Genomic DNA, 24298 nt, shown 5'->3' with positions numbered 1-24298 from the left:
TTAATGCCCACGCATTATTAGCTCCCGATGGTGAATCATCACCCATAACTCCACCAACAACTTCACCTAGACCTGGGGAGTCAGAAGTCGCCAGTTCACTCTGGAGAACATTCACGAGCAGACTGAGTGACTACCCGCCACTTATTCCTACCATAAATGCATACAAAACAGCAGATACCGTTTGACCAGTACCTGCCGAATTCAAGTAAAGCTATTCTACCCGTTCTCCTCTTTTCCCCACCGCAACAAACCGGCTGGCAAGTGGCTATTTAAGAGTTCAATTTCACTATTCCCGCAGGTCATTGGTTCGAACGATCCCTGCCCAAAGGAATGACAAGAGGTGTATGTGAGATCGGATCATCAATTATTTTGCACTTCAAACCGAACACTTCTTCTACCAGTTGCTCCGTAACGATCTCGTGAGGATCTCCTTGCGCAATGATTTGACCATTTTTCATGGCGATTATGTGATTGGCATATCTTGCGGCATGATTTAAATCATGCAATACCGCAATGATTGTACGCCCTTGTTGGTTAAGATCACTAAATAACTCTAGTAGTTCAATTTGATGAGCGATGTCCAGGTAGGTCGTAGGCTCATCTAGAAGCAACAACGGCGTCTGTTGCGCGAGCACCATTGCGACCCAGACTCTTTGTCTTTGCCCCCCCGAAAGCTCGTCGACAAAACGATGCGAAAGCTCACTCGTATAAGTAAGCTGCATTGCGGATAGCACCGCAGTTTCATCTTCTTCGGTCCATTGTTTAATGAAACTCTGGTGGGGGTAGCGACCATGCGCAACCAGATTCGCCACTGTAATGCCATCCGGAGCCGTCGAAGATTGCGGCAACAAACCGAGTATGCGAGCGACTTCCTTGGACTTATAGGTCGTTATTGCCTTCCCGTCTAATAAAACTTGCCCTGCGGACGGTTTGATCAATTTAGAAAGCGTACGGAGAAGGGTTGATTTTCCGCACGCATTAGGTCCAACGATCACCGTAAACGATCCACCCGGTATCTTAACGGACAGGTTTTGGGATATAACCCGATCATCGTATTTAATGGTGATATCTTCAGTCCAAAGCCTAGATCCCGATTGGGAAATTTTTTCGCTTTGGAAGTCTGTCGTTGTCATCTTCATATCCATTTCAACTTCTTTCCATCAGCATATCGCAATGCACAAGGGCACCGACGAGAAATGTACTCGGCTTCTTATTTCCAGTTACGATGCCGACCGCGCCTGCCGAAACAGCACCCACACGAGGTAAATTCCACCTAGAGATAGTGTTACTACGCCAACGGGTAGAATCATTCCCGTAATGATTCTCTGCGCCACAATGTCGGCCCCAAGCAATAAGAAGGCGCCCATCGCCGCTACTGGCGCTAGACTCTGCGCTGATTTGGTAAACCTTAAAGCAATTTGCGGAGCTGCCAGAGCAACAAAGCTAACGGGTCCCATGACTGCCGTTGGGGCCGCTGTCAACACAACCGCTACAAGAATCAACGCGAGTTGGGATCGTTCCATTCGGATGCCGTGGGACTTAGCCGCGTCCTCGCCGAGCTCCATCTCTCTTAAAGGTCTACTCATCACCGCAGCGCACATCAGTAGAAGAACAACAGTTAGCATTCCAGGAAGTGCTTGGGCCCAACTAATCCCGTTTAACGATCCGACACCCCACGCCGCTGCAGTGAAGGCAACCTCTGCTTTGCTTTTTAGAAGTAGCACCGAGTTCAAGCTGTTCAAGATTGTCGATATCGCTATGCCGACAATAATAAGACGAAAACCCTGCGTGCCTTTGCGAAACGCAAGTATATAGATGAGGATCGCGGTCGTAATTCCTCCGATCAAAGCGCCTGCCGCGATACCAACAAATGAAGTCGATTTAGAAACGATAATTACGATAAGTGCACCGGTATACGAGCCTGAAGTAAAGCCTATAATGTCAGGTGAGCCTAAGGGATTGCGTGTCAAGGATTGAAAAATCGCTCCACTTACACCTAATCCCGCACCGAATATAATTGCCGCCAATACACGAGGCAAACGCCATTCGACTACGACCGTTCTTGTCATCTTTGTCGCTTCGCCGCTCAAAGCGGCAAACACATCATGCACGCTTAATTGCAGCGTCCCTACCATTAATCCAAATAGCGCAATGGCAAGGGTCGCTCCAAGGAGAATGGCCGTAACCAACATACTTCTCACATCGATACGCAACTTCCAAGGCCCTTTAAGTATTATATAGCGCCTGCCAAAATTAATGGGAGATATACAAATCACTCCTTCTTACAAACAAACAAGTTCCTCGAACGGTCTTACACATTATAACCTATTCGCTGTACGTCTTCGAACAAGAATAAGTAAGATAGGCGCACCAACAAATCCCATAATGATTCCAACCGGGACTTCCGAAGGGGATATAACAACCCTTCCAATAATATCAGCAAGTATAAGCAGCACAGGGGCAACTACCAAAGAATATAGAAAAATCCAAGGCTGGCTTGGACCAACGAACCATCGTACACAGTGGGGAACCATTAGTCCAATGAAACCAATCGGGCCTGCTATCGCGGTTGCGCCTCCCGCTAGAAGCGAGATCGCGATCAGACCTATCCCACGGATCATGGCCACGTTTACCCCTAAAGATGTAGCGCGGTCTTCACCAAATGCGATGGCATTTAACGCCGGGGCTATAGCTAAAGCTAATAGCACGCCAATGATGAGAAGAGGCACGACGAACCCGAGATCCTCCAGGCTTCTTCTCTCCAATGTACCAACGGTCCAGTGCAGCATGCGCGTGAAAGCCTCACTATTCATCATTGTAAGTGCTGTCGTTATCCCACTCAATGCCGCTCCGAGTGCTACTCCCGCAAGTGTAATTTGTACAGGCGTCGGCGATTTTCTGCCGGCGCCTCCACTAATGATATACACAATTATCGTCGCAATCAATGCGCCGGCAAGGGCTAACCATGTGTAGCCAGATATGGTGCTTATCGAAAATACTCCGACGCCCAATGCAACAGCAAAGGCTGCCCCAGCACTCACTCCAAGAATGCCAGGGTCAGCCAATGGATTTCGCGTCAAAGCCTGAATTAATGCTCCCGATAGTCCGAATGCCGGTCCAACTGCGAGCGCAATTAGTGTACGCGGCAAACGGGAGTCCAGAATAATCGTATGATCATAACTATCGGCGTTCAAGAACAGCGCCTCCCAAACGACTTTTAAGGAAAGCGGTTTGGCCCCGATCATTAGGCTTAAGAGCATTACAGTCGCCAATAATAATAGCGCGACGATGAAGCCTATAATCCGTTGCATCCGCAGGAAATTAATGGTCTTTGCTTTTGTTTGTACTACTTCATCCTTTGGCTGCTTTACCGGTGCCACCGTGTTCACTCCCCAGCAACTGCCAGTGCTTTAATCTTCGGTGTCAAGTTATCGATTGTCCATAACAAGGAAGGAATTGTTCCCGTCGAGAATGCATTGGAAGTATCGGCATCAAGAATAATCGATCTACCATCAGCGACAGAAGGGATTTTCTGGTACAGCTTGTTGTTTGTCACTTCGCTTGGATCTACCCATATCGGCATAACAACCGTTATATCGGCATCCAAAAGCTCCAATTGCTCATCGGACACATTAATGTAGAAATTGCCCTCAGCCAGTTGTTCTACCGCATCCTTCGTCTTGAATCCAAGTCGAGTCATAAAATCGATACGAGCGTCACCCTTTACGTATGCGCCGAAACCTTCAGAAGAGTAAGCAGCTACAACAATGGTTTTATCTGCGAATTCAGGATTTTCTTTGGCCGCCTTTTCGAAGGCAGTATCTACCTCTTTCAGCAGCGCTTCACCTTCCTGTTCTTTACCCAGTGCTTTAGCGATCATTCGAACTTGATCCTCGGCGGAAGTCATATAACTATCTCCGCTTGCGGGAACACCGATCGTCGTAGCAATTTCCGAAAGACGTTTGTAGCGCGTCTCGTCCCCTGAAGACTTCACGTCTAGAATGAGATCCGGTTTAAGCGCCGCAATTTGCTCATAATCGAGTTCCATCGTTCCTAGAATGGTCGGCGATGTTTTATAGGCGCCTGTTAGCCATGGACCTACTCCATCTCCGCCAAAAGCTAGCCAGTCGCTTGCGCCGATCGGCTCCACTCCAAGACTTAGCGCTGTCTCGGCATCACCCCAACCGAGTGCGACAATTCGCTTAGGCTGCTCCGTAATATTTACTTGTCCAAATTTAGTATCTATGGTGACGTTATAATCGTTGGAAACGGCTGGAGGGGAAGTTGGCGTCCCGGATTCTTGACCATTCCCTTCAGTTGAATTCGACGAACAACCTATTATTCCAATTGCTAATGCTGCAAAGAGCGCTATACTTCCGAATAACTTCGGCATTTTAATACTTCTAATCATGTTAGTTTCCTCTTCCCATAAATGATAATCATTATCACTCATTCTAATAAATATATGAGCTGTTGTCAAAGCTCGCCTGCAAATCGGGACTATACGCGTAGGCTGGCACACGAAGAAGATAGCCCGCTCGCCTGATACTGCCAGATCCAAAAGCCGAATATGTTGGTCTAAAGGAAAAAAAGATAAGAGACAAGCCTTGTTGGCTAGTCTCTTATCTTGTGTAGAATAATTGATTTGCTCTATCATTTCCATCGCCTTATCATGCTTTCATTTATGATAAGGTTCACCCCGATTAATCTTCACCGCACGGTATACCTGCTCCGTCAATACCAGCCGCATGAGCTGATGGGGCAGCGTCATGCGCCCGAAGCTCATGCGCTGCTGCGCGCGGCGCATGACTTCATCGGCGAGCCCGTGGCTCCCGCCGATAATGAACACGACATGGCTCGTCCCGTAGGTGCCGAGCTTGTCCAGCTCTGCGGCAAGCTCTTCCGAGCTCCAGAGCTTGCCGTCAATCGCGAGCGCAATAACATGCGCCTCGCTCTTCACATGCGCGAGGATGCGTTCGCCCTCGCGTGCCTTCACAGCCAGTACCTCCGCCTCACTCATCGTCTCCGGTGCTTTCTCGTCAGGCACCTCCACGACTTGAAACTTAATATAAGGCGTCAGCCGTTTCGCATACTCAGCTATGCCCTGAACTAAATACTTCTCCTTCAATTTACCCACCGCAATAATTTGAATAAACATAACTGCCTCCTAAATATATAAATACGCCCATATATGGCGTCTTCACTTCTAAGTTATTTTCCGGCTTATTATATCACGAATGCGAATAAGTCATCTGTCGCACTTCACATTGCAATCCATCCGCAAAAAAAGAGCTACCCCTTTGGCATCATAGCCTTTGGAATAACCCTCGTTTTTGGCTTTGCTTACTCACTTGAACTATCTTTTAAATGCAGGATGGTTAATGCACTCCCACGATCTTATTGAGTCTCTGATTCAGCGACCTTTTTAACCTTCTCCAAAAATTTAACAACGACCTTCTCATTCGCAAATATCATAAAAATCTTTACATACCACTTCAATGCTTTATTTGTTGCTGTGTATCTAAGCTTTGTTGTCTGATCATTTATTCTATGCAATTCATATAACGCAGTAATCTCAAAGGCATTTGCCAACGTAAATCCAATCTTCAATTTCTTATCGTTCAGATTATTGGAATACTCTAGAGTATGTACATCGTATTCCTCGATGCGTTTGCCCTCTTTATACTTTTGACGGTATATACTGCCTACGACCTCTTCAGTAATTTTGACTGGTTTATTCTCCACCACTTGAGGCATAATCTTCTGCATCTGTTCTATCGAACCATCTAAATATGACCATACATGCTCAATTGGAGCGTTTATCTCAATTTCTCTTGACCATTGCTTCAATATATTTACCCCTTTTCGAAATCACATTAATCTATTCTATATGATTGACGAAAAAATATAGAATAGAACGTTATTTCAAATTCACGCTTCCTATCCCTTATCTAAGTCAAAGTACCTTGCTTACAGTAGCCTTGTTGTGTTGAATTCGAAGACTCCTTCTCTGGGTCGTGAATAAGACGAAATACCCCAGCGTTGCGAAGATACAGATGATAACGTCAACAATGATCAAGCTCTGATAATTTTGAAAATAATCGAAGAATATCCCTCCTATCAATGCGCCCAATGCACCGCCTCCCTGATGGAAGAGAAGTAGAAAACCGGTTTGTTTCCCTTTACCATTTGCAAACTCATTGATAATAAGGAGACCCCCCGGTACTGCACTTAAGTAGGTAATCCCGAACGCTATAGCAAAAAGAATAGGTGAAACTCCTAAGTGCATAAAGAGAAAGGCAAAACCAATAATCCGTATGCCATATAAAATGGACATCATGATTAATTTATTGTATCGGTCCAGGAAATAGCCAAAAGCGAGCGTCCCCGTGATTTCCATAATGCCAAGTATACTCATAGATAGTGCGATCATGTTTGGTGATACATCTGCCAATTGATGTATGGCTACCAAATTCATCTCGACAGTCCCCATGTTGAGACCGCAGGTAAACAACGCAATAGCGACGACGATAAAGATAGAAAGATGAACAAATTTCTTTGGTGATGAAATACCTCCTATTGGTGTAGCATCCCCTTCGACTTCTATTGAACTATCCACTCGGGCTTTCTTCATATTTTCTTGTTGGGGTCCCTTAATTCCCAGCCAGATTATAGGCAATGTCACAAGAACACCTAGAGCAAAAGAAGCCTTAAAGGCATCATTCCAAGTCAACCAGCCCACCGATACGAAGATTGGCGTAATAACCGCTAATCCTACAGAAGAGGCGCTCCCTAGTAGTGCCATTGCTTTAGCCCGATGATGACGAAACCATTGAAACAGCAGCATATAATTCGTCGTCGTCCCAATACCAGCCAAACCACAGATAACACCATATCCAATAAAAAAAACAATAGGATGATGTCCTAACATAACAACGCCAGTTCCCAATGTACTCATGGCTGCACTTAACAACAGTACCCTCTTAGGACCATAACGATCCACGAGCCAGCCCCCCAAAGGTGCACATAAGGCTGTAATTAATAAATTGGTTGACCACGCCATCGAAATGAATCCCCGGCTAATCTGTAAATCCTCAGATATTTGCACCTGAAAAAAAGCCATGCTGAATCGAGTCAATCCACCAATAACTCCAATAATCCAGAGCGATCCTAATCCAATCCAAGCATACCTAGATTCCTTGAACCATGTCATGGCCATTGTTCGTTCCACCTTCGCCGTTTATAAAAGATACCGATCGGTATCTTTTATAATAGCATAGAACAGTTCTTTTGCAAGAGCGCAAATTCATTTGATATACTACATGTACAAATACAATTAAATTCGGAGGATGACGATGGAAAAAGGTGAAAAAACCCGTAAATACATCATAGCTAAAGCCGCTGAACTCTTTAACCAGAAGGGTTATTCGGGCTCATCCTTGTCTGAGATAACAGAGTTGACAGGCATCAAAAAAGGCGGCATCTACCGACACTTTTCCAATAAAGATGAGATTGCTTATGAAGCCTTTAACTATGCGGGTAGTGTTGTCGGAGCCCAGCTTGCCCAGGCAATTAATCAGCAAGAAACGGCATCTGGTAAGCTATTATCTTATTTACATGTGTACGAGAACGTGGTTGAAGCGCCGCCCTTCATCGGTGGATGCCCGCTCCTCAACACGGCTATTGAAAGCGATGATTGTCATCCCGGTTTACGCGAAAGAGCTCAGCAAGCCCTAACCGGTACGCTAGAATCCATCAAATTAATTATATCCGAAGGTATACAAAGCGGTGAATTTAAGTCAGACCTCGATATCGATGCTCTAGCTACCTTCGCCCTTTCCATCATGGAGGGTGGCATCATGATGAGCAAACTCGAAGGCAATAATCGACATATACGGATGAATATCAAGAGCTTTGCTAATTATTTAAAAATGGTGTGCCTAAGCGAACTCGGGTAATGCTCACCATGAAGGAGAATTATAGTTTTAGGACAAACAACGTTTCTCTATTAAACACAAAAAAGGCTAACTCCGTCATAACCCTCAATCCGAAGTTGCCTTTTTAAATTTTAATATTTAGTTGTTACTCTTATTGGGCTATTTCAATTAACAATTTACTTAGTCCCCATACTCACTACCTCAAACAACCAAAAACTCAGCCTTCTCCTGACATTCCTGACAAGTCACAGGCGGCTCCCAGTTCGCAAACTTCGTGTCTTCCAATTTCACAATATCCGGAGCATCCTCGAATTCGTCTACAAACATATCAATGGCTAATTCCACATGATCTTTACATACGATAAACATAAGCTAGTAGCATCCTCTCTCTACGGTCTCTCTGTAGTGTGACTTCCTATCTCTAGTTGTTCCCACTTATCTGTTCTACCACACTCCCAGCGAAAAAGGAACCGCTTTGCTCACGTTATTCCCACCAAATTCATCTCCACCAAAGGTTTTTGCTCGAATGTAATAGATTTAGCTTAGCCGATTCCTTTTCTTATTGCCATCCATCCTCGTGCGGCGTTTCCCTCTACTCATCCACCTTAACTGGAACAACAGCCTCATGCAGCGCCAAATCCAATTCCTCTGCATACCGGCCCTTGGCTTCAGGTGTCCAATCCAAATACTGTGCCATATATTCCACTACCGGTGTCTTCCACGTTCTAACCCAAGAAATATTGAACAGAAGCGCCCCCGTACGTCGTATAAAAAAATCCACCGGTGTTGCCGCCATCTCCTCATTCATCGCATACAGAAGAGGAACACCTACTTCGGGCGGCAACCCACAATTAGAGGCAACATCCGCCTGTGTAGTATGTACATCGAACCACTCATATAATCGACCAACATTAGAACCGTATTTACGGGCCCATATCTCTGCCAATTCCCAGGAAACTCCCCGCTTCTCGCCTTCATCAGCCTTCCTCAGCACATAATCATTAAAAGAATCCGATCCACCAACTCGTCCACCCGATATTGGAACACCCTTTGTCGCACAGGCCAGGAAAGAACCCACACCTTCTTCCTCCAACTGTACCGCAATCCGATCAACTACCGTTTCAGCCATTTTTCGATAGCCTGTTAATTTACCACCTGCCATCGAAATAAGCCCCGAGGCCGACTGCCAAATTTCATCCTTACGGGAGATTTCTGAGGGGCCTTTTCCTTCCTCATAGATCAGGGGGCGAACGCCTGCCCAACTCGACTCCACATCATCGGCAGTCAAGTCAATCTCAGGGAACATATCACGAAGAGCATCCAATATATACTGCTGGTCAGCGGCATTCACTTGAGGATGAGCAATATCTCCTGTGTACTCCGTATCCGTTGTGCCGATATAAGCCTTGCCGTCTCGTGGAATAGCGAACATCATTCTGCCATCGGAGGTATCGAAATAAATCGCCTGCCGTAGGGGAAAACGGCTGCGATCCATCACCAAATGGATCCCTTTCGTCAGTTGGAGCCTCTTACCCTGCTTTGAATCATCGAATTCGCGTAGTGTATCGACCCAAGGACCTGCGGCATTGACTATTTTCCGCGCCAAGACCACGTAAGTGCTCCCACTAAGTACATCCGTTAAAGACGCACCGATCATTTTGCCATTATCATAAATAAATTGATTTACCTTTGTATAATTCACAGCCTGCGCTCCCCTCTGCACAGCCTCCTTTAATACTTCAATCGTCAGCCTTGCGTCATCCGTGCGGTACTCTACATAAGAACCGCCACCTAGCAGGTTAGATGCATTTAGCAAGGGCTCTCTTCCTAGTGTCTCTGTTGCTGAGAGCATCCTCCGACGTTCTAATTTTTTGACACCTGCCAAGAAATCATACACCCGAAGGCCCAGAGAAGTACTGAGACTACCAAATGTCCCTCCTTTATAGAAGGGGAGCAGCATCCGTTCTGGAGTCGTTACATGAGGTCCATTCTCATACACGATGGCTCGTTCTTTACCCACTTCGGCCACCAGTCGTATTTCTAGTTGTTTCAAGTACCTTAGGCCACCATGTACCAGCTTAGTTGATCGACTGGAGGTCCCTGCTGCGAAATCCTGCATATCAACCAAGCCAACCTTCATTCCACGCGCAGCTGCATCCAAGGCAATACCCGATCCCGTAATTCCCCCACCAATCACTAATAGATCAAGAGGCATGGACGCCATCTGCTGAAGCCTATTCTCTCTTCCTTTACTGGCAAATAGACAATCCATCATCACCAATACCAACCTCCCGCTTCTTCCACAATAATAAAAGATCCCCGCTACACTGTAGGGCGTCTATTCAAACGGCCATAATGTAAGGGGATCTCCAAGTGTCATTCATTCTATATCAGTCGAATTCATTATTGCTATTGCCTTAGTAAAGGCATGGAAGGTTCGAAAGGGCTCTTGTTGTCCCGATCTACTCCTCTTCTGTATTGAGCTCATCTTCAATTTCAGCCTGCGAGGGCTTATCTGTAAGCTTCAACGTTGCAGTCAGTAGTTCGCCATTACGATAATAGCTTACTTTCAGCGTGTCGCCGATCTTCTTGCTCTCATATAAGTATTTACGCAGTTCCCGCGTGGATTCAATCGGCTGCTCGTCAAGTTGCGTAATAATATCGTTCAGCTTGAATCCTGCTTCCTTCGCCGGACCATATGCCTCAAGTACGATTACTCCATCATTGACATCATTCGGTAGCTTAATTTCCTTGCGTTGTTCATCGGTTAATTGCGAATATGGATTATCGAGATCCAATGTGTATACACCTAGGTATGGGCGCACCACTTTGCCGTGTAACATTAAATCATCGACCGTCTTCATCACTTCATTCACAGGTATTGCGAATCCGAGTCCTTCCACACCCATGTCGGAAATCTTCATCGTATTAATTCCGATCAATTCTCCATTCAAATCAACCAGCGCACCGCCACTATTTCCTTCGTTGATCGCTGCATCGGTCTGGATCACTTCCTGCTCCCAATCATACACACCATCTTGATTAAGAGACACCGGAATGACCCGGCTCGGATAACTGACAATCCCTGAAGTAAGCGTCCCGCCAAGTCCGAGTGGATTGCCAATGGCAATGACCGTCTCACCGAGTCTAAGTTTCTTAGAATCTCCCAGATTAATGACCGTATCTATACCTTTGTCATCAATCTCCAGGACCGCAATATCATTCATCTGATCCTGGCCTGTTACCTTTGCTTTCTTAGATTCACCTTCGCTAGTTACAACTTCCAGATCCTCAGCATCAGCGATCACATGCGCATTTGTAATGATATAGGCCTTGCCATCTTGTTTCTTAAAAATAACCCCAGAACCCAGCGCAGCCAAATCAGGATCGCCGCCCGAAAGTTCACTATGATTTAGAATACTTACTACAGTAGGTCCAACCTTTGAAGCCGCCTGACTAATTCGATCATAAGGATCTCCCGCGCCTGCACTCGCAGATGATCCACCTCGGGTAGAGAAGGGGTTTCCTGAAATGAAGCTAATAAGTAATACAGTAACAATCACACTTAAGACGGAGGAGATCAGTGAAATCTGGAGCGTGGATAATCCCGTTCGCTGCTTGCTTCTTCGCAATCCCCAGCCACTATCTTTTGCCGTACGGACGCTACGTTTCGTTATCTTTGTAGAATAAAAATCGTCTTCAAACAGTCCCATCCGAACTCTCCCCCTCCATGACTCTACCCGGGTATATCATCCCATGATCTAAATATTATCTATTTGCTCCCTAAAGTAAGGGTTACTTTCAACTTTATGCGGGGATAGCAACCCCATATTCCCACAGTTTCCTTCACTTCTTTAACGCCATGAACTGTCATTAAGTTGCCGTTTCGGAGGTGCTTTTTAATTTTTTTTATGACTTAGGAATGTTTTGCTCTATCACGGACTACACTAATAGTAAGTCGTGCTAGATTGATAGATTTATTTTACCACAATAAAGTGCTCTGAAACATTTTCCAATAGGATAAATTTCGGGAGAACATGACAAAGAGCCCGATGCGCAGGAATCACCCTTTGCGTCAGGCGCATATGCAAAGATCTGGTTAATATTCAGATCAAATCACTCTATTCCACATTCCACAAAAAGAGTTGCTCACAATCCAATTAGCAACTGGAAGTTCGCTCAACGAGGTGAGAATGAATAACAGTAATTTCTCCAGCTAATGTGACTCAAATACCTCCGCTAGGTAACTTAACTGGAATTTCTCCCGCTGATTTGACGTTTTGAAGCAATAGCGATAGAACTCAGTTGAATTAACTGGAGTTATTCCAGTTAAAAGATGAATGGCGATTTCTCGGAACAACTTAACTGGATAATTTCCCCTTAAATCGATCGGCGGCTCAGACATAATGCGTGTTACTAACCCATAGGTCAAGCACTGATTATGGTTTTCGAACCTACTTTGGTAACCTGTTTCCATGCTAGTTTTGCTCGGTGTCTAATCAATGAAGTCTCTTCACACAAAACTATGCCTACGCTTTCGAAGCTAGTTTTACTTGATGCTACCCTATGGAGCTTATGCTCACACAAAAATTTCAGGAGGTTTACCCATGGATTCCTATTTCTCAACGTCAATGAATGAGATCAATGTTATTGCTAAGCTTGCCGATCTGAAGGAGGATCACTATCATCATCTGCTGACACTCAGTACTTTAATCGAGCTGCTCATAGAGAAGGGCATCCTTACTCGTGAGGAGATCGATAAGAAGGCGCTAGAATTAGATCAGTTTATGGCTCCCCCACCGTATCCCACGGTGTAGGCCGGTCGTAAAATGTATCACGCAGCTCAAACTCGCTATCCCGGAAGAAGCATCCCCGGTCTTCCATGGCCCCGCGCACAGACATCATAGCAAGATCTGGTATATTGTGCTCCCGGCTTAGATGCGCAAGGTATGTCCGTTTTAAACGGCCATTAAGCAGCTCACTCATCAACTCACCCGTTGCTTCGTTAGATAAATGGCCCATATCGCCGAGAATACGGCGCTTAATGTTCCATGGATAACGACCCATACGTAGCATTTCAATATCATGATTGGCTTCTAGTACAAGTACATCGGAGTCGGCAATCGCTAGTTTTACTTTGTCGCTGGCATAACCAAGGTCTGTACAGACGCTTAACTTGTACTTTTCATCATAGAACGAATATCCAACAGGCTCGGCGGCATCATGCGAGATCGCAAAAGATTCTACCCGTAACGAGCCAAAATCATGCGCTTCCCCTGTGCCAAACACGCGTCGATTCTCAGCTGAGATATTACCAACTGAATTGTCTATGGCCCGCCATGTTTTTTCATTGGCATAGATCGGTAGATTATACTTTCTTGCTACGGGGCCCAACCCTTTAACATGGTCGGAATGTTCATGAGTTACTAGAATCCCGTTCAGCTCATGACCGGTCACTTCCCGTTCCAACAGAAGTTCATCTATTCGCTTCGCACTAAAACCTGCATCGATCATCAGCGTCGTTTCCCCATTGGTGACAATCGTCGCATTCCCCGTTGACCCACTCGACAACACTGTAAATCGTAATCCCATACTCTTCATTACTCCTTTGACTTCTCTGTGTTTGGACTAATAACGTCCCCACTGATGCCCTGAACATAATACTCCTTACCGCTTTCTAGCATGAACCGCCAAGCTGGCGTCACCGGCAAATGAGCATCCGAGTCGAATACCTGTCCATAGTATCCTAGCTGAATCTCTTTTACTACGGATCCCTCTGGCAAGTAATTTTCAATCAAATTCCCTAGTGCTTTAGAGGCAGATAACACTCGTTGTTCTTTCTCATCACTCACACTACTTATTTCAATATCTTCACGCATATAAGATATAATCTTCTGATTACTATAGTATAACACTAGGTCAATATTAAAGAGTGGCCACTGGCCCTCCACCAGAGGATGTAGAACAAACATCCCCTCACTACCCGCCACTTCGTCGTAACTATAGTTAGCAATATCCGGCAGACTGCTCTTAAGTGCATTTTGAAGCTCTTTAGGCGTCCAAATCAACTTACTATCCACGGGCTCAGGTAACTCCGTTATTTTACCACCCTGTCTCCCATCTACGAAACGATAAGAAATCTTTGGCAGCTCAGGTGTCTCATTTGGGATCTTGGCCAGCACCTTAATGCCTTTATCATCCATAATCATCTGCGTGCTTCCCTCTAGGGAGGTATAGTCCAGATTGGAGTCCGCTTGTTCCTCCAGATCATTCCATAGCTGATAACCGAGTACTAAATTCAGCAGCAGAAAAGCATATATGAGTACATTCTTCGCTCTACCCCAATCCATTCCCCGACCTCCCTTCTCACATTCAATTCAACACACGCGTCGCACCATTACTCAACTCAACTACCCAGGTAGGCTGCAAAAGTAACCCCTCTTTAGTTAACGATGGTAAGTAAGCCGGATAAAGGTTTGTGATGATAGCCTCTTTAGAAATGACGGCGATTTTATCGCGCAATTCTTTCCCGCCCTGCAAGGTGACTACTTTCTTGCTCCAAGTTCCCTCCGTTGTATAGAGCAGGGAGCGTTCATACCCTACAATCGTACCCTGGCGCATTTCTAGCGTAATAGTACCGTAGTGAAAGGTCGGCAAATCGATAATAGGGAACGCCCCATATTGAGCAGCACCGTAATACTGCCGGAATACAGCAAGATGCTTGTCGTCATCCCTGCCTTCGCTTTGCTCTAGCCGGTACTTCCCGCTCCAACCTCCATGCGAATTCACATAATCCACAGCCGATACTACATTCTTACTAGGTGAATTATCACCTGTAGAAGGGGCTGCCGGATCGGTGAAATTCATCCAATTTCGATCTTGCCTTACCTGTAAACTCCGCTTGCTATCGGTATAAATTTCCGAACCATTTTTCTCCCGAATATAACGGGTAATACTAAAATCGAAGAATAAACTTCGCTGCATCTGTTCAGCTGTATACAAGTCAACATTAAGTCCCGTCTCGACCATATCAATCGGCTCATCCGGGATATAGTATCCATTGACCAAAGTATAAGGAACCCAATCCTTACCGAAGTTAATCTGCTGCTTCACGTCCTGCACAGTAAGGTCAACTTTTGTTGCCTCATACACGACCCCGCCCTCATTGCTGAAGAAGAATACCCGCACTTGATCCTCATTCTCCGTGTTATAAATCAGGATCTTACTTATACTTTCCGCTTCAAACAAAGAATCTGGAGAGATTTGCATTACCTTCTGAAGTAGTGCTACAGGAACTCCACCATCAAACTGTAACTCAATCCCCTCATGGGAACTGCGAATATCAGCCCAATTAATATTTTCCAAAGCATAGCGTTGAAACCCGTCGAACTGACGTCCTTTTAGACGTGAATTGATTAAATTATAGAACGTAGATTCAGGGTAGAAAACACTATGACGATCATCTCCCATATGAATGACCATCTGCGCTGGAAAGATCATGCTTTCTACTTCCATTGGAATCCCCATGGTTTCGGCCTCAACATACTCACTCTCTGATTTAACGATAGGGTCGTTGCCTGGCAATCGATAGATCAGATAATAACTTTGCACCATACTGACCACTACTAATAGCGTGAGAAACAGCGATTTGATTGTCTCTTTCACAGTCCCTCGCCCCCTTGTTTCTGCTGCGGCAGCGTAAAGGTTACCTTCGTGCCTTTTCCATGATCTGATTGCAATGCGATCGTTCCGCCGTGGGCTTTTACAATTTCCCGGGCAATGGAAAGACCTAGGCCCGTCCCACCCATATCTCTAGATCGAGCCTTGTCCACTCGATAGAAACGTTCAAAAATACGATCTAAATCCCGCTTCGGAATTCCGATCCCATCATCCTGCACCGAGATAGCAATCCCACCATCATCCGCGGCCCGAGCTTCAATGGCGATATTACCGCCCTCAGATGTATATTTCATGGCATTAGAGATTAAATTATCTAGCACTTGATCGATTTGATCACGGTCGACCCATGCCGTCTCCACACGATTACCGATAAATATCGTAGGCTTAATTCCCCGCTCTTGCATTTGAAAAGAAAACCGATCCGCCACTTCCTCCAGCATCTCCATCACGCTAGTCGGCTGCTTACGTAGCAATGCCTCTTTGGAATCCAGTCTTGAAAGATGCAGCAAGTCCGTAACCAACCGAATCATCCGCTCCGTTTGGTTCTGAATAACCGATGCAAAGCGTGGGCCCAAATCGGGATCATTCATCGCACCATCTTCTAGCGCTTCCGTATAGCTCTTGATCGTCGTCAGCGGTGTCCGTAGTTCATGCGATACATTCGCCACGAACTCCCGCCGTGATGCTTCTAGCTTCTCTTGCTCCGTCACATCTTGCAAAACAGCAATCGTACCGATAATCCCGATCTGCCGCCTGTGGATCGGCGTGAACGTTACCCGAATCATAAACGTATCGCCATCCGGGGCTTCATTCTCCAGAATGGTGGAGTGCATGATTCCTTGCTTCAGCACCTCGCGCTCCTCTGAAGACAAGTTTAATAGCGTGATCATATCCGTATTGCCCGCTGACTCTTCCTCAACTTGCAACATCTCGCTCGCGCGACGATTCATCAGAATGATCCGCCCCGTCTCATCTGTCGCAATGACACCATCACTCATATTGGTCAGAATCGACGCCAGTTTCTCTTTCTCTTCCTCATTCTGCGCCAATGCATTACGTAGCCGACTTGTCATATAGTTAAAAGCTTTGCTGAGTTGTCCAATTTCGTCATTACCTAGCACTGGCATGGTCTGATGGAATTCCCCTTCTGCCACCGCAGTTGCCCGCTTGGTCAACTCCTTAATCGGTGAGGTAATCGTATGTGCCAGAATAACACCGAGCACAGCCGTCAGAGCCAGGGCCAGCAACATCCCCGATATAAAAATATTATTAATCCGCTGCATCGTGTCATATAGTTCATTCATCGAAGCGGCGATATAGATCGCACCAACGATTTTTCCGCCACTATATACGGGCTTGGCCAATACCTTCTTGCGAACATCGTCCACATCAATGATATATTCTTCATTATCGCGGTTGCCCTGCAAGGCACGACTAACCACGGTCTGTGTATTCTTGGTACCTACATAATCGGCATGTGACGGTTTCGAGGTCGTTAGAACCTTTCCACTTGCATCCAGTACCTGAATTTCCGCACCATTAATATTGAATAGATTGTTGACGAGCACTCGCAAGTTATCTAGCGATTCTTCTGCCCCTTCGCCCGTAATCCCCAGGTTTTGTGCTGCTAGTACAGAGAGCAACTCTGCGCGCTCCTGCAATTCCTTCGTGAAATTGCTAGTCAATGAAGTCTTCATTGCGCTCACGAAATAGACCCCGATCAATTGCATCGCGATCAGGATCAGCAGTACATAAATGATAATCAATTTGGCCTGGATCGTACGAAAAAAAGAAGACAGCTTCATTCTATAATACACCTGCCTTGGAGCTACGCATCATATACCCCAATCCTCGCCGTGTCAAAATATATTCTGGCTTGCCTGGGTCCTTCTCAATCTTCTCCCGTAAACGGCGAATTGTCACATCAACGGTACGCACATCCCCGAAGTATTCATAACCCCATACGGCTTGTAACAAGTGTTCTCTAGTCATTACTCTTCCCGAATTCTTAACCAGATAGTGAACAAGCTCATATTCCCGGTGTGTCAGATCGAGCGGCTCATTATTCTTATACACGGTATACATATCCGTATCGATGAACAGCTCAAACAAGCTAATTCCTTGCGCATTTTCGGTTCCCTCTTGAGCCACTGGCTTCTGCTGACGTCGCATCTGCGCCTTGACTCTAGCGAGCAACTCGCGCGTACTAAATGGCTTCGTGACATAGTCATCCGCACCAAATTCCAACCCTAGCACCTTATCGATTTCTCCGTCTTTAGCTGTCAGCATAATAATAGGGGTTTGCAGTCTTGCCCGAACTTCTCTGCATACGTCCATACCATCCTTGCCGGGCAACATTAAATCAAGCAGAATCAAATCTGGATGTTCTGAGAAGGCAAGCTCTACCGCTTCAATCCCGTCAAACGCCAGGATGACTTCGTATCCCTCTTTTTCCAAATTAAACTTTAAGATATCAGCAATTGGCCGTTCATCATCTACTACTAGAATTTTCCCTTGCACTCTTGACTTCACCCCATACCTTCAGGCCTTGGCCGTTCTTTTCCTATCTTACCATACCTAAGGCTACGCTTCCCACTCGTCCAAGAAAAAAGGCCAACCCATATCGGGCTGGCCTCTCACTGTTATCATTTTACAAATACTTCATTGGATTCTGTACGGTACCGTTCTTTATAATTTCAAAATGAAGATGAGTTCCTGTGGAGCGTCCGGTGTTGCCCATGATACCAATCACAGTTCCCTTTTCCACAACCTGACCCTTTTTCACATTAATTTTGCTCAGGTGACCATACAACGTTTCATACCCATTCTTATGATCAATAATGATGCAATTACCGTAACCGGATTTCGTACCGGCAAACGTTACAACCCCTTCATCCGAAGCAAGGATATTCCGTTTAGAGGAGACTAGATCTATACCTTCATGCATTCTGCCCCACCGTTTGCCATAACTACTACTCATTCTGGCATCCACTACCGGCCAAGCGAATTCACCGCTTCCTACACCCATAATCTTTGTCCCTTGAAGGACGATCTTAGGCTTGGACTGTGTTATAACCTCCTGGCCCAACCATTCCTCGGCAACAACTACACCATTCTCTTTGGTCAAACGATATTCCATCGTCTTTAGTCCGCTTGCGCCTTCAGAAATCACCTTCGATTTACCCGCCTGCATGTCACTACTCTTGCGAATAATCACCTGTGGTTCCGTAACAATCTCTTCAGAGACACGTTCGACCGTCTTCACTGTCAAAGCTGGTCTTACTGCCTTTACCTTCAGTTCCATACCAATTTGCAAACTTTTCTCCTTGGCACCCGGATTGTTACTGAATAACTCCTTCTGAGTTACACCAAAGCGCTGGGCGATGGAAGAGATCGTATCGCCTTCTTGCACCTCATAAGTAACAGCCTTCTCACTTCCTTGAAGAATAAGATCCAGCGCATCCTCTGTATCCATAACTTGGCTCGGATCCGTAGTCAGCGGGACTTGAGAGATTTCCTCGTTGAATTTAACCGACTCTAAGGTGACGCTTGGAGCATTGGCCTGGGTAGAGGTTGCCTTGACCCCGCCTGTCTTCTGCACCTTACTGGCTATTCTATTCTGAGGAGTCGATTCCGTATACTTCCCTTTCAACTCACTTAATACCGCGGCCACGGCGGACTCATCTTTGAGAACTCCAATTACCTTGTCATCGATCCGAAGCTCTACACCCTGGGCATGAACCTGTACGAGAGTGTCCAACTTCTGGAGGGTTTGATCCGACTGGACCTCTGCTTTATAAGCTTTTTCTGAGACCGTAGTAATTCCTTCGCGTTCCACCACAAGATCTACATCTGGATATTGCTCTTTATATTGTTGTTCTTTACTTTTGTAGAGAACTTCTAACTGCTTTTCATCATTTAGCGTTCCTATTTCCTGTCCATCGACGTACACTCTAACAAATGAGACGGTGTTCGCTAGAACATAATGTTGCCTAGTAAAGAATAGAGTCCCTGAGATCATGACAACGGCGATCGCACTAATAACAAACAATTGAGGCCTGGATCTACCGAGCCAGGAGAAATGAACTACACCTTTGGTGTCTTGCTCACTCTTCTCTAGTTTCTCTTCTTGATGACCATCTTTCTCTCTCGCCGAAGTAAACCATTTCCGCTGCAAGAGTCGTTCGCATTTTTCTCTGAAACCTTTCATAGAAATCTCCTTTACACATCTACTATATAGATTAAACTCTGAAATAGTGTCAAAATTTTAATCTTTAGTCACTATGATACTGTACCACAGGCAGGCAAGAGATTACAAGCTTAGGTAAAACAGCAATAAACCCGCTCTGGGAGCGGGTTTCAGCGTTTCTTGCAGGTTTTTGACGATTGGTATATTGTTTACATTTATGTGAATGTTACCGCTTTCTTGGTTATATCCTCTCAGCTCTTCCAATCATTTTTGGATGATCTTCATCATTTTAGCATACTCTTCTTTGTCCAAATATTTCGATAACACTTGCTCTATAGTAAATATTTCAGATTCAGTTAATCCGCCTTCCATCGCTTCTGTTAATTTACGCATTTCTTCCTCAGGGAGTTTGGACATTAGCATAGCAAATACTTCTTCCTTCTCCGTACTCGCAAGCTCATCTTTCTTCGCCACCAGGTCATCCGGTGAAACGATAACCTCTTGATCCTGCTGCGATTCCCCTGAGGAAATCCCCCCCATGACCGGGAGGGCATCCTCCGGAACATTCTGCTCTGGATCACTACCGGTAGGCTCACCATTATCATTCCCTAGATCCGAAGTTGAAGTTCCATTGCTCGGCTGATCGCCTGGAGTCGTATCCGTATCACTTGATGATTCCTTGGCTGTATCATCAGCTGTGCTACCCTCTGTCTTCCCGCCAAGATCTGCGACATTCGAATCATTCTGATCTTTGACTTTACTATTTCCGCCAAAGCCCAGCATTTCCTTCATAATTTGCCCAACACTAGGTACTGAGCTTGTCATTGAAATATTATAACTACTTAACAACGACCCGATATAGTGATTTACCACGTAGCCCGTTGTCAGGACCGTCAATAAACTGACCACAACTATCGTAATGGACAGCTTTAGTAGCCACCCGATATATTTCATTCTTCTTCCTCCTTGGCACTCACCTTATAGAACGGCACAGTGGTGTGTTGCACTCTCTATTGTTCCTAGTACCAGTATGGACGACGAGAGAAGGATTCAACCTAGTAGAGCTAAATTTAGAATGATAATCCACCGGAAAAATAAAAAAGCCATTCAGAACGTAACAGCTAACGTTACTCTGAATGGCTTAAGTTATTTTATTTAGAAATTCTACTCGTAGATAGGTAGTACTTGATTTGTTTGGCTGCGGTTACGACCCACTGAGAAAATGGCAATTGGAATTCCAGTTAACTCGGATACACGCTCTACGTATTTCCGTGTCGTTTCAGGCAATTCCTCCAGCGTCTTCACGCCTGTAATATCCTCAGACCAACCTGGCATTTCCTCATAGACAGCTTCGCATTCCGCAAGCATTTTAAGACTAGCTGGATAATGCGAAATGACTTCACCGCGATATTTATAGCCGGTACAAATTTTAACTGTCGCAAGACCTGTTAGCACGTCCAACGAGTTTAATGATAGACCCGTAAGACCACTTACCCGGCGAGCGTGACGAACAACTACAGTATCAAACCAGCCTACTCGGCGTGCACGGCCTGTTACTGTACCGTATTCATGCCCTGTTTCACGGATGTAATCACCGATTTCATCTTTCAATTCTGTTGGGAATGGGCCATCGCCTACGCGAGTCGTATACGATTTAGCTACCCCGATGACTTGATCAATCTTCGATGGGCCCACACCAGATCCAATACATACTCCACCAGCTGAAGGGTTGGAGGACGTTACGAAAGGATATGTCCCTTGATCGATATCAAGCATTACACCTTGTGCGCCTTCAAACAATACCTTTTTATCCGCATCAATTGCATCATTCAATACAACCGAAGTATCCGTTACATAAGGACGAATGAACTCTGCATATTCTAAGTATTGTGCCAGCGTTTCTTCAATTTCAAGCGGCTCTGAACCATATACCTGTTCGATAATGTGGTTCTTCTCCTTCATCAAATGACGCAGCTTCAATTCAAACTCTTCAGCATCAAGCAAATCGGCGATCCGAATGCCGTTACGAGCCGCCTTGTCCATATAAGCCGGGCCAATCCCTTTACGAGTTGTACCGATCTTATTCGGTCCCTTACGATCTTCCTCTAATGCATCAAGCACCATATGATATGGCATGATAACATGTGCACGGTCACTGATGACCAGGTTCTTCGTACTAAATCCATTGTCATGGATATAAGTGATCTCTTCAATAAGCGCTGCCGGATTGATAACCATACCATTACCGATTACGCATTTCTTATCATCATAAAAAACCCCTGATGGAATCAAGCTGAGTTTGTACTTCTTACCATCAATTAGTATCGTGTGACCGGCATTGTTACCGCCTTGATAACGGGCCACCACATCTGCGCTCTCTGCCAGAAAATCCGTGATTTTACCTTTACCTTCGTCTCCCCACTGTGTTCCCACAACGACTACTGTTGACATGTACATTCCCCCGTTGGTGCCTTTGCACCTATATTTGCAATTGCTATAGATCGGTCTGCCATCCTATTAAATATCAACATTGCATTTCATACAACACGTTATTTACATTTAATGTATTAACGCAGCAATATCAGTTTAACAGTCTCCATTTTCAAAGTCAAATTAAAAGACGAACAATCCAGACACTAATGACCGGATTGTTCGGGAAACAACGAGATTACTATATAGAGCAGGTCATATAGTATCTAAAGTGACAAGAGACATCCGAAATCAAGACTCCGTTTTTAAATTCATACGTCCTTTATCCATTTTCCGCGTGCGGCGGTGATCACTAAACAGTGCAAAAGGAATACCGAGCAACATCAGATAACTTGAGAACATAAAGGCACCATTAAAAGCTTGGTTACTCCCTCATTCATCAGCCCTATTTTGAGTTTCTCCTTAACCTCCACACTTAATACAGTATTAGTTTCAGATGTGGATGCTGCTTCCGTCGTTGTGTTTGAAGCGCTGAATCGACTCGTGGATATTATCGTCTTTAATGATATGGGTGTACCCGCTGACAGGCTAAAGTCTGAAACAGCCGATATGATCTGTGCTTATTTGTTCCATCAATGAGTGAGTCTATATCCTTAACAGGTTTTTTGGGCAAAAAAAATACGGCCTGACGGTATCCCGTCAGCCCGCAAATGAATCGGTATGCGCTCGTTCATAATTCGCGAATTTATTAAAATTCTTGAGGAAGACGAGCTCAACCGTACCCACCGGACCATTCCGCTGCTTAGCAATAATGATCTCGATAATGTTCTTCTTCTCTGTCTCCTGATTATAATAATCGTCCCGATATAGAAACGCTACGATATCGGCATCTTGCTCGATGGAACCTGACTCCCGAAGGTCAGACATCATCGGACGCTTGTCCTGCCGTTGCTCTACACCCCGGCTAAGCTGAGACAAAGCAATAACTGGAATTTCCAGTTCCCGCGCAATCTGCTTCAATGTCCGGGATATCTCGGATACTTCCTGCTGCCGATTCTCCCCCGCTTTTCCACGTCCATGAATCAATTGAAGGTAGTCGATGACGATCATCCCAAGTCCCTTCTCCTTCTTCAACCGACGACATTTAGCCCGAATATCGGCAACGGTAATCCCTGGTGTATCATCGATATAAATCTCAGCCTCTGATAAGGCAGCAATGCCCATCGTTAGCTTAGACCAATCTGCATCGTTCTTAAACTCCCCCGTACGCATGATACTCGCATCGAGATTAGCCTCGGCACAAATCATCCGTTGTACAAGCTGCGGAGCTGACATTTCTAGACTGAAGATCGCAACGGTCTCTTTAGCACGGACCGCCACGTTCTGGGCAATATTAAGGGCGAACGCCGTCTTCCCGACAGAAGGCCGTGCGGCAACGATGATAAGATCATTCCGCTGGAAACCAGCCGTCATCTTATCGAGGTCAACGAAGCCCGAAGGAATACCCGTTGTTGGTCCACTATTCATATGGAGATGCTCAATCTTCTCGAACACTTCCATCAACACATCACGAATAGCGATAAATCCACTTCCCGATCGGCGATTTGAAATCTCAAGGATCTGCCGCTCGGCGTCGCTTAGCAACCCCGAGACATCTTCGCCCCCGGTATACCCATCGCTAACAATCTGCGTAGCCGCCCTGATCAAACGACGAAGCATTGATTTCTCTTCAATGATCCGTGCATAATATTCAACATTAGCTGCCGTTGGTACAGCATGAGCCAGCTTGGACAAATAACTTACTCCGCCAATATCCTCCAGTTCGCCCCGATCTTGCAGCAATGAAGTAAGTGTCACCAGATCAATCGGATGACTATCCTCACCTAACTGCACCATAGCGTCATAGATTAATTGATGCGGCTTGTCATAGAAATCCTCTGTCCGCACCCTTTCCATCGCTGTAATCAAAGCTTCGGACTGGAGTAGAATCGCTCCTAGTACCGCCTGTTCCGCCTCTAAATTCTGCGGAGGGATTCGGTCGAAATAATTATCCGTAGCCATC

Annotated in this window: 22 protein-coding genes; 3 read left to right on the top strand and 19 right to left on the bottom strand. The window is 45.5% G+C overall.

Annotation, left to right across the window (positions count from 1 at the left end; genetic code table 11):
• Nucleotides 1-299 precede the first annotated feature (299 nt).
• The 7 genes from EJP82_RS08030 to EJP82_RS08000 form a co-directional block, all read right to left on the bottom strand.
• Nucleotides 300-1133, bottom strand: coding sequence for an ABC transporter ATP-binding protein (locus EJP82_RS08030; RefSeq protein ID WP_425464330.1), 834 nt, complete (start codon nt 1131-1133; stop codon nt 300-302).
• A gap of 87 nt (nt 1134-1220) precedes the next feature.
• Nucleotides 1221-2192 (bottom strand): FecCD family ABC transporter permease, encoded by a 972-nt coding sequence (locus EJP82_RS08025; RefSeq protein ID WP_127191691.1) that lies wholly within the window; start codon nt 2190-2192, stop codon nt 1221-1223.
• Nucleotides 2193-2318: 126 nt separating this feature from the next.
• Nucleotides 2319-3380: a FecCD family ABC transporter permease gene (locus EJP82_RS08020; protein WP_246054013.1), complete on the bottom strand. Its 1062-nt coding sequence runs from the start codon at nt 3378-3380 to the stop codon at nt 2319-2321.
• A gap of 5 nt (nt 3381-3385) precedes the next feature.
• On the bottom strand, nt 3386-4411 hold the full coding sequence (locus EJP82_RS08015) for an iron-siderophore ABC transporter substrate-binding protein (protein ID WP_127191521.1): 1026 nt from the start codon (nt 4409-4411) through the stop codon (nt 3386-3388).
• 267 nt (nt 4412-4678) lie between these two features.
• Complete coding sequence (gene rlmH, locus EJP82_RS08010) at nt 4679-5158, bottom strand: 23S rRNA (pseudouridine(1915)-N(3))-methyltransferase RlmH (RefSeq protein ID WP_127191520.1); 480 nt, start codon at nt 5156-5158, stop codon at nt 4679-4681.
• A gap of 239 nt (nt 5159-5397) precedes the next feature.
• The gene (locus EJP82_RS08005) at nt 5398-5850 is read right to left on the bottom strand and encodes an SRPBCC family protein (RefSeq protein ID WP_127191519.1); all 453 of its coding nucleotides are present in this window, start codon (nt 5848-5850) and stop codon (nt 5398-5400) included.
• 106 nt (nt 5851-5956) lie between these two features.
• Complete coding sequence (locus EJP82_RS08000; RefSeq protein ID WP_127191518.1) at nt 5957-7219, bottom strand: MFS transporter; 1263 nt, start codon at nt 7217-7219, stop codon at nt 5957-5959.
• A 136-nt stretch (nt 7220-7355) separates the two neighbouring features.
• Between EJP82_RS08000 and EJP82_RS07995 the strand changes: the two genes are divergently transcribed.
• The gene (locus EJP82_RS07995) at nt 7356-7958 is read left to right on the top strand and encodes a TetR/AcrR family transcriptional regulator (RefSeq protein WP_127191517.1); all 603 of its coding nucleotides are present in this window, start codon (nt 7356-7358) and stop codon (nt 7956-7958) included.
• A gap of 180 nt (nt 7959-8138) precedes the next feature.
• Here the strand turns inward: EJP82_RS07995 and EJP82_RS07990 are convergent, their stop codons facing one another.
• The 3 genes from EJP82_RS07990 to EJP82_RS07980 all read right to left on the bottom strand — a co-directional run bounded on the left by EJP82_RS07990 (nt 8139) and on the right by EJP82_RS07980 (nt 11650).
• The gene (locus EJP82_RS07990) at nt 8139-8306 is read right to left on the bottom strand and encodes a CxxH/CxxC protein (protein ID WP_127191516.1); all 168 of its coding nucleotides are present in this window, start codon (nt 8304-8306) and stop codon (nt 8139-8141) included.
• Between the two features lie 223 nt (nt 8307-8529).
• Entirely contained in the window at nt 8530-10209 is a 1680-nt protein-coding gene (locus tag EJP82_RS07985) for a glycerol-3-phosphate dehydrogenase/oxidase (RefSeq protein WP_127191689.1), read from the bottom strand.
• A 190-nt stretch (nt 10210-10399) separates the two neighbouring features.
• Nucleotides 10400-11650, bottom strand: a complete 1251-nt coding sequence (locus tag EJP82_RS07980) for a S1C family serine protease (RefSeq protein WP_127191515.1) — start codon at nt 11648-11650, stop codon at nt 10400-10402.
• 894 nt (nt 11651-12544) lie between these two features.
• Between EJP82_RS07980 and EJP82_RS07975 the strand changes: the two genes are divergently transcribed.
• Nucleotides 12545-12754 (top strand): hypothetical protein, encoded by a 210-nt coding sequence (locus EJP82_RS07975; protein WP_127191514.1) that lies wholly within the window; start codon nt 12545-12547, stop codon nt 12752-12754.
• On the opposite strand, the gene EJP82_RS07970 is transcribed toward EJP82_RS07975, so the two are convergent.
• The 8 genes from EJP82_RS07970 to EJP82_RS07935 form a co-directional block, all read right to left on the bottom strand.
• Nucleotides 12723-13529, bottom strand: coding sequence for an MBL fold metallo-hydrolase (locus tag EJP82_RS07970; protein ID WP_127191513.1), 807 nt, complete (start codon nt 13527-13529; stop codon nt 12723-12725). The two genes, EJP82_RS07975 and EJP82_RS07970, sit on opposite strands and share 32 nt — an antisense overlap.
• A gap of 8 nt (nt 13530-13537) precedes the next feature.
• Nucleotides 13538-14287 (bottom strand): two-component system regulatory protein YycI, encoded by a 750-nt coding sequence (gene yycI, locus EJP82_RS07965; RefSeq protein ID WP_127191512.1) that lies wholly within the window; start codon nt 14285-14287, stop codon nt 13538-13540.
• Nucleotides 14288-14309: 22 nt separating this feature from the next.
• Nucleotides 14310-15602 carry a YycH family regulatory protein gene (locus EJP82_RS07960; protein ID WP_127191511.1) on the bottom strand — a complete coding sequence of 431 codons (1293 nt, stop codon included), beginning with the start codon at nt 15600-15602 and terminating at the stop codon, nt 14310-14312.
• Nucleotides 15599-17422 (bottom strand): cell wall metabolism sensor histidine kinase WalK, encoded by a 1824-nt coding sequence (walK, locus tag EJP82_RS07955; protein WP_127191510.1) that lies wholly within the window; start codon nt 17420-17422, stop codon nt 15599-15601. The genes EJP82_RS07960 and walK overlap by 4 nt, the downstream gene beginning before the upstream one ends.
• A 1-nt stretch (nt 17423) precedes the next feature.
• Complete coding sequence (yycF, locus tag EJP82_RS07950) at nt 17424-18137, bottom strand: response regulator YycF (RefSeq protein WP_127191688.1); 714 nt, start codon at nt 18135-18137, stop codon at nt 17424-17426.
• A gap of 130 nt (nt 18138-18267) precedes the next feature.
• Nucleotides 18268-19827 carry a M23 family metallopeptidase gene (locus EJP82_RS07945; RefSeq protein WP_127191509.1) on the bottom strand — a complete coding sequence of 520 codons (1560 nt, stop codon included), beginning with the start codon at nt 19825-19827 and terminating at the stop codon, nt 18268-18270.
• 243 nt (nt 19828-20070) lie between these two features.
• A complete protein-coding gene (locus tag EJP82_RS07940) occupies nt 20071-20760 on the bottom strand; it encodes a hypothetical protein (RefSeq protein ID WP_127191508.1) in 690 nt (229 codons plus the stop codon).
• A gap of 210 nt (nt 20761-20970) precedes the next feature.
• Entirely contained in the window at nt 20971-22257 is a 1287-nt protein-coding gene (locus EJP82_RS07935; RefSeq protein ID WP_127191507.1) for an adenylosuccinate synthase, read from the bottom strand.
• Nucleotides 22258-22686: 429 nt separating this feature from the next.
• Here EJP82_RS07935 and EJP82_RS07930 point away from each other — a divergent pair, with 429 nt between their 5' ends.
• Nucleotides 22687-22875: a hypothetical protein gene (locus EJP82_RS07930; RefSeq protein ID WP_127191506.1), complete on the top strand. Its 189-nt coding sequence runs from the start codon at nt 22687-22689 to the stop codon at nt 22873-22875.
• Nucleotides 22876-22935: 60 nt separating this feature from the next.
• On the opposite strand, the gene dnaB is transcribed toward EJP82_RS07930, so the two are convergent.
• Nucleotides 22936-24297, bottom strand: coding sequence for a replicative DNA helicase (gene dnaB, locus EJP82_RS07925; RefSeq protein ID WP_127191505.1), 1362 nt, complete (start codon nt 24295-24297; stop codon nt 22936-22938).
• Nucleotide 24298 lies beyond the last annotated feature (1 nt).

The sequence above is a fragment of the Paenibacillus anaericanus genome, assembly GCF_003994475.1.
Classification (GTDB): Bacteria; Bacillota; Bacilli; order Paenibacillales; family Paenibacillaceae; genus Fontibacillus; species Fontibacillus anaericanus.
Note: the sequence above shows the minus strand (reverse complement) of the source record. Positions and strands in the feature narration are given on the sequence as shown.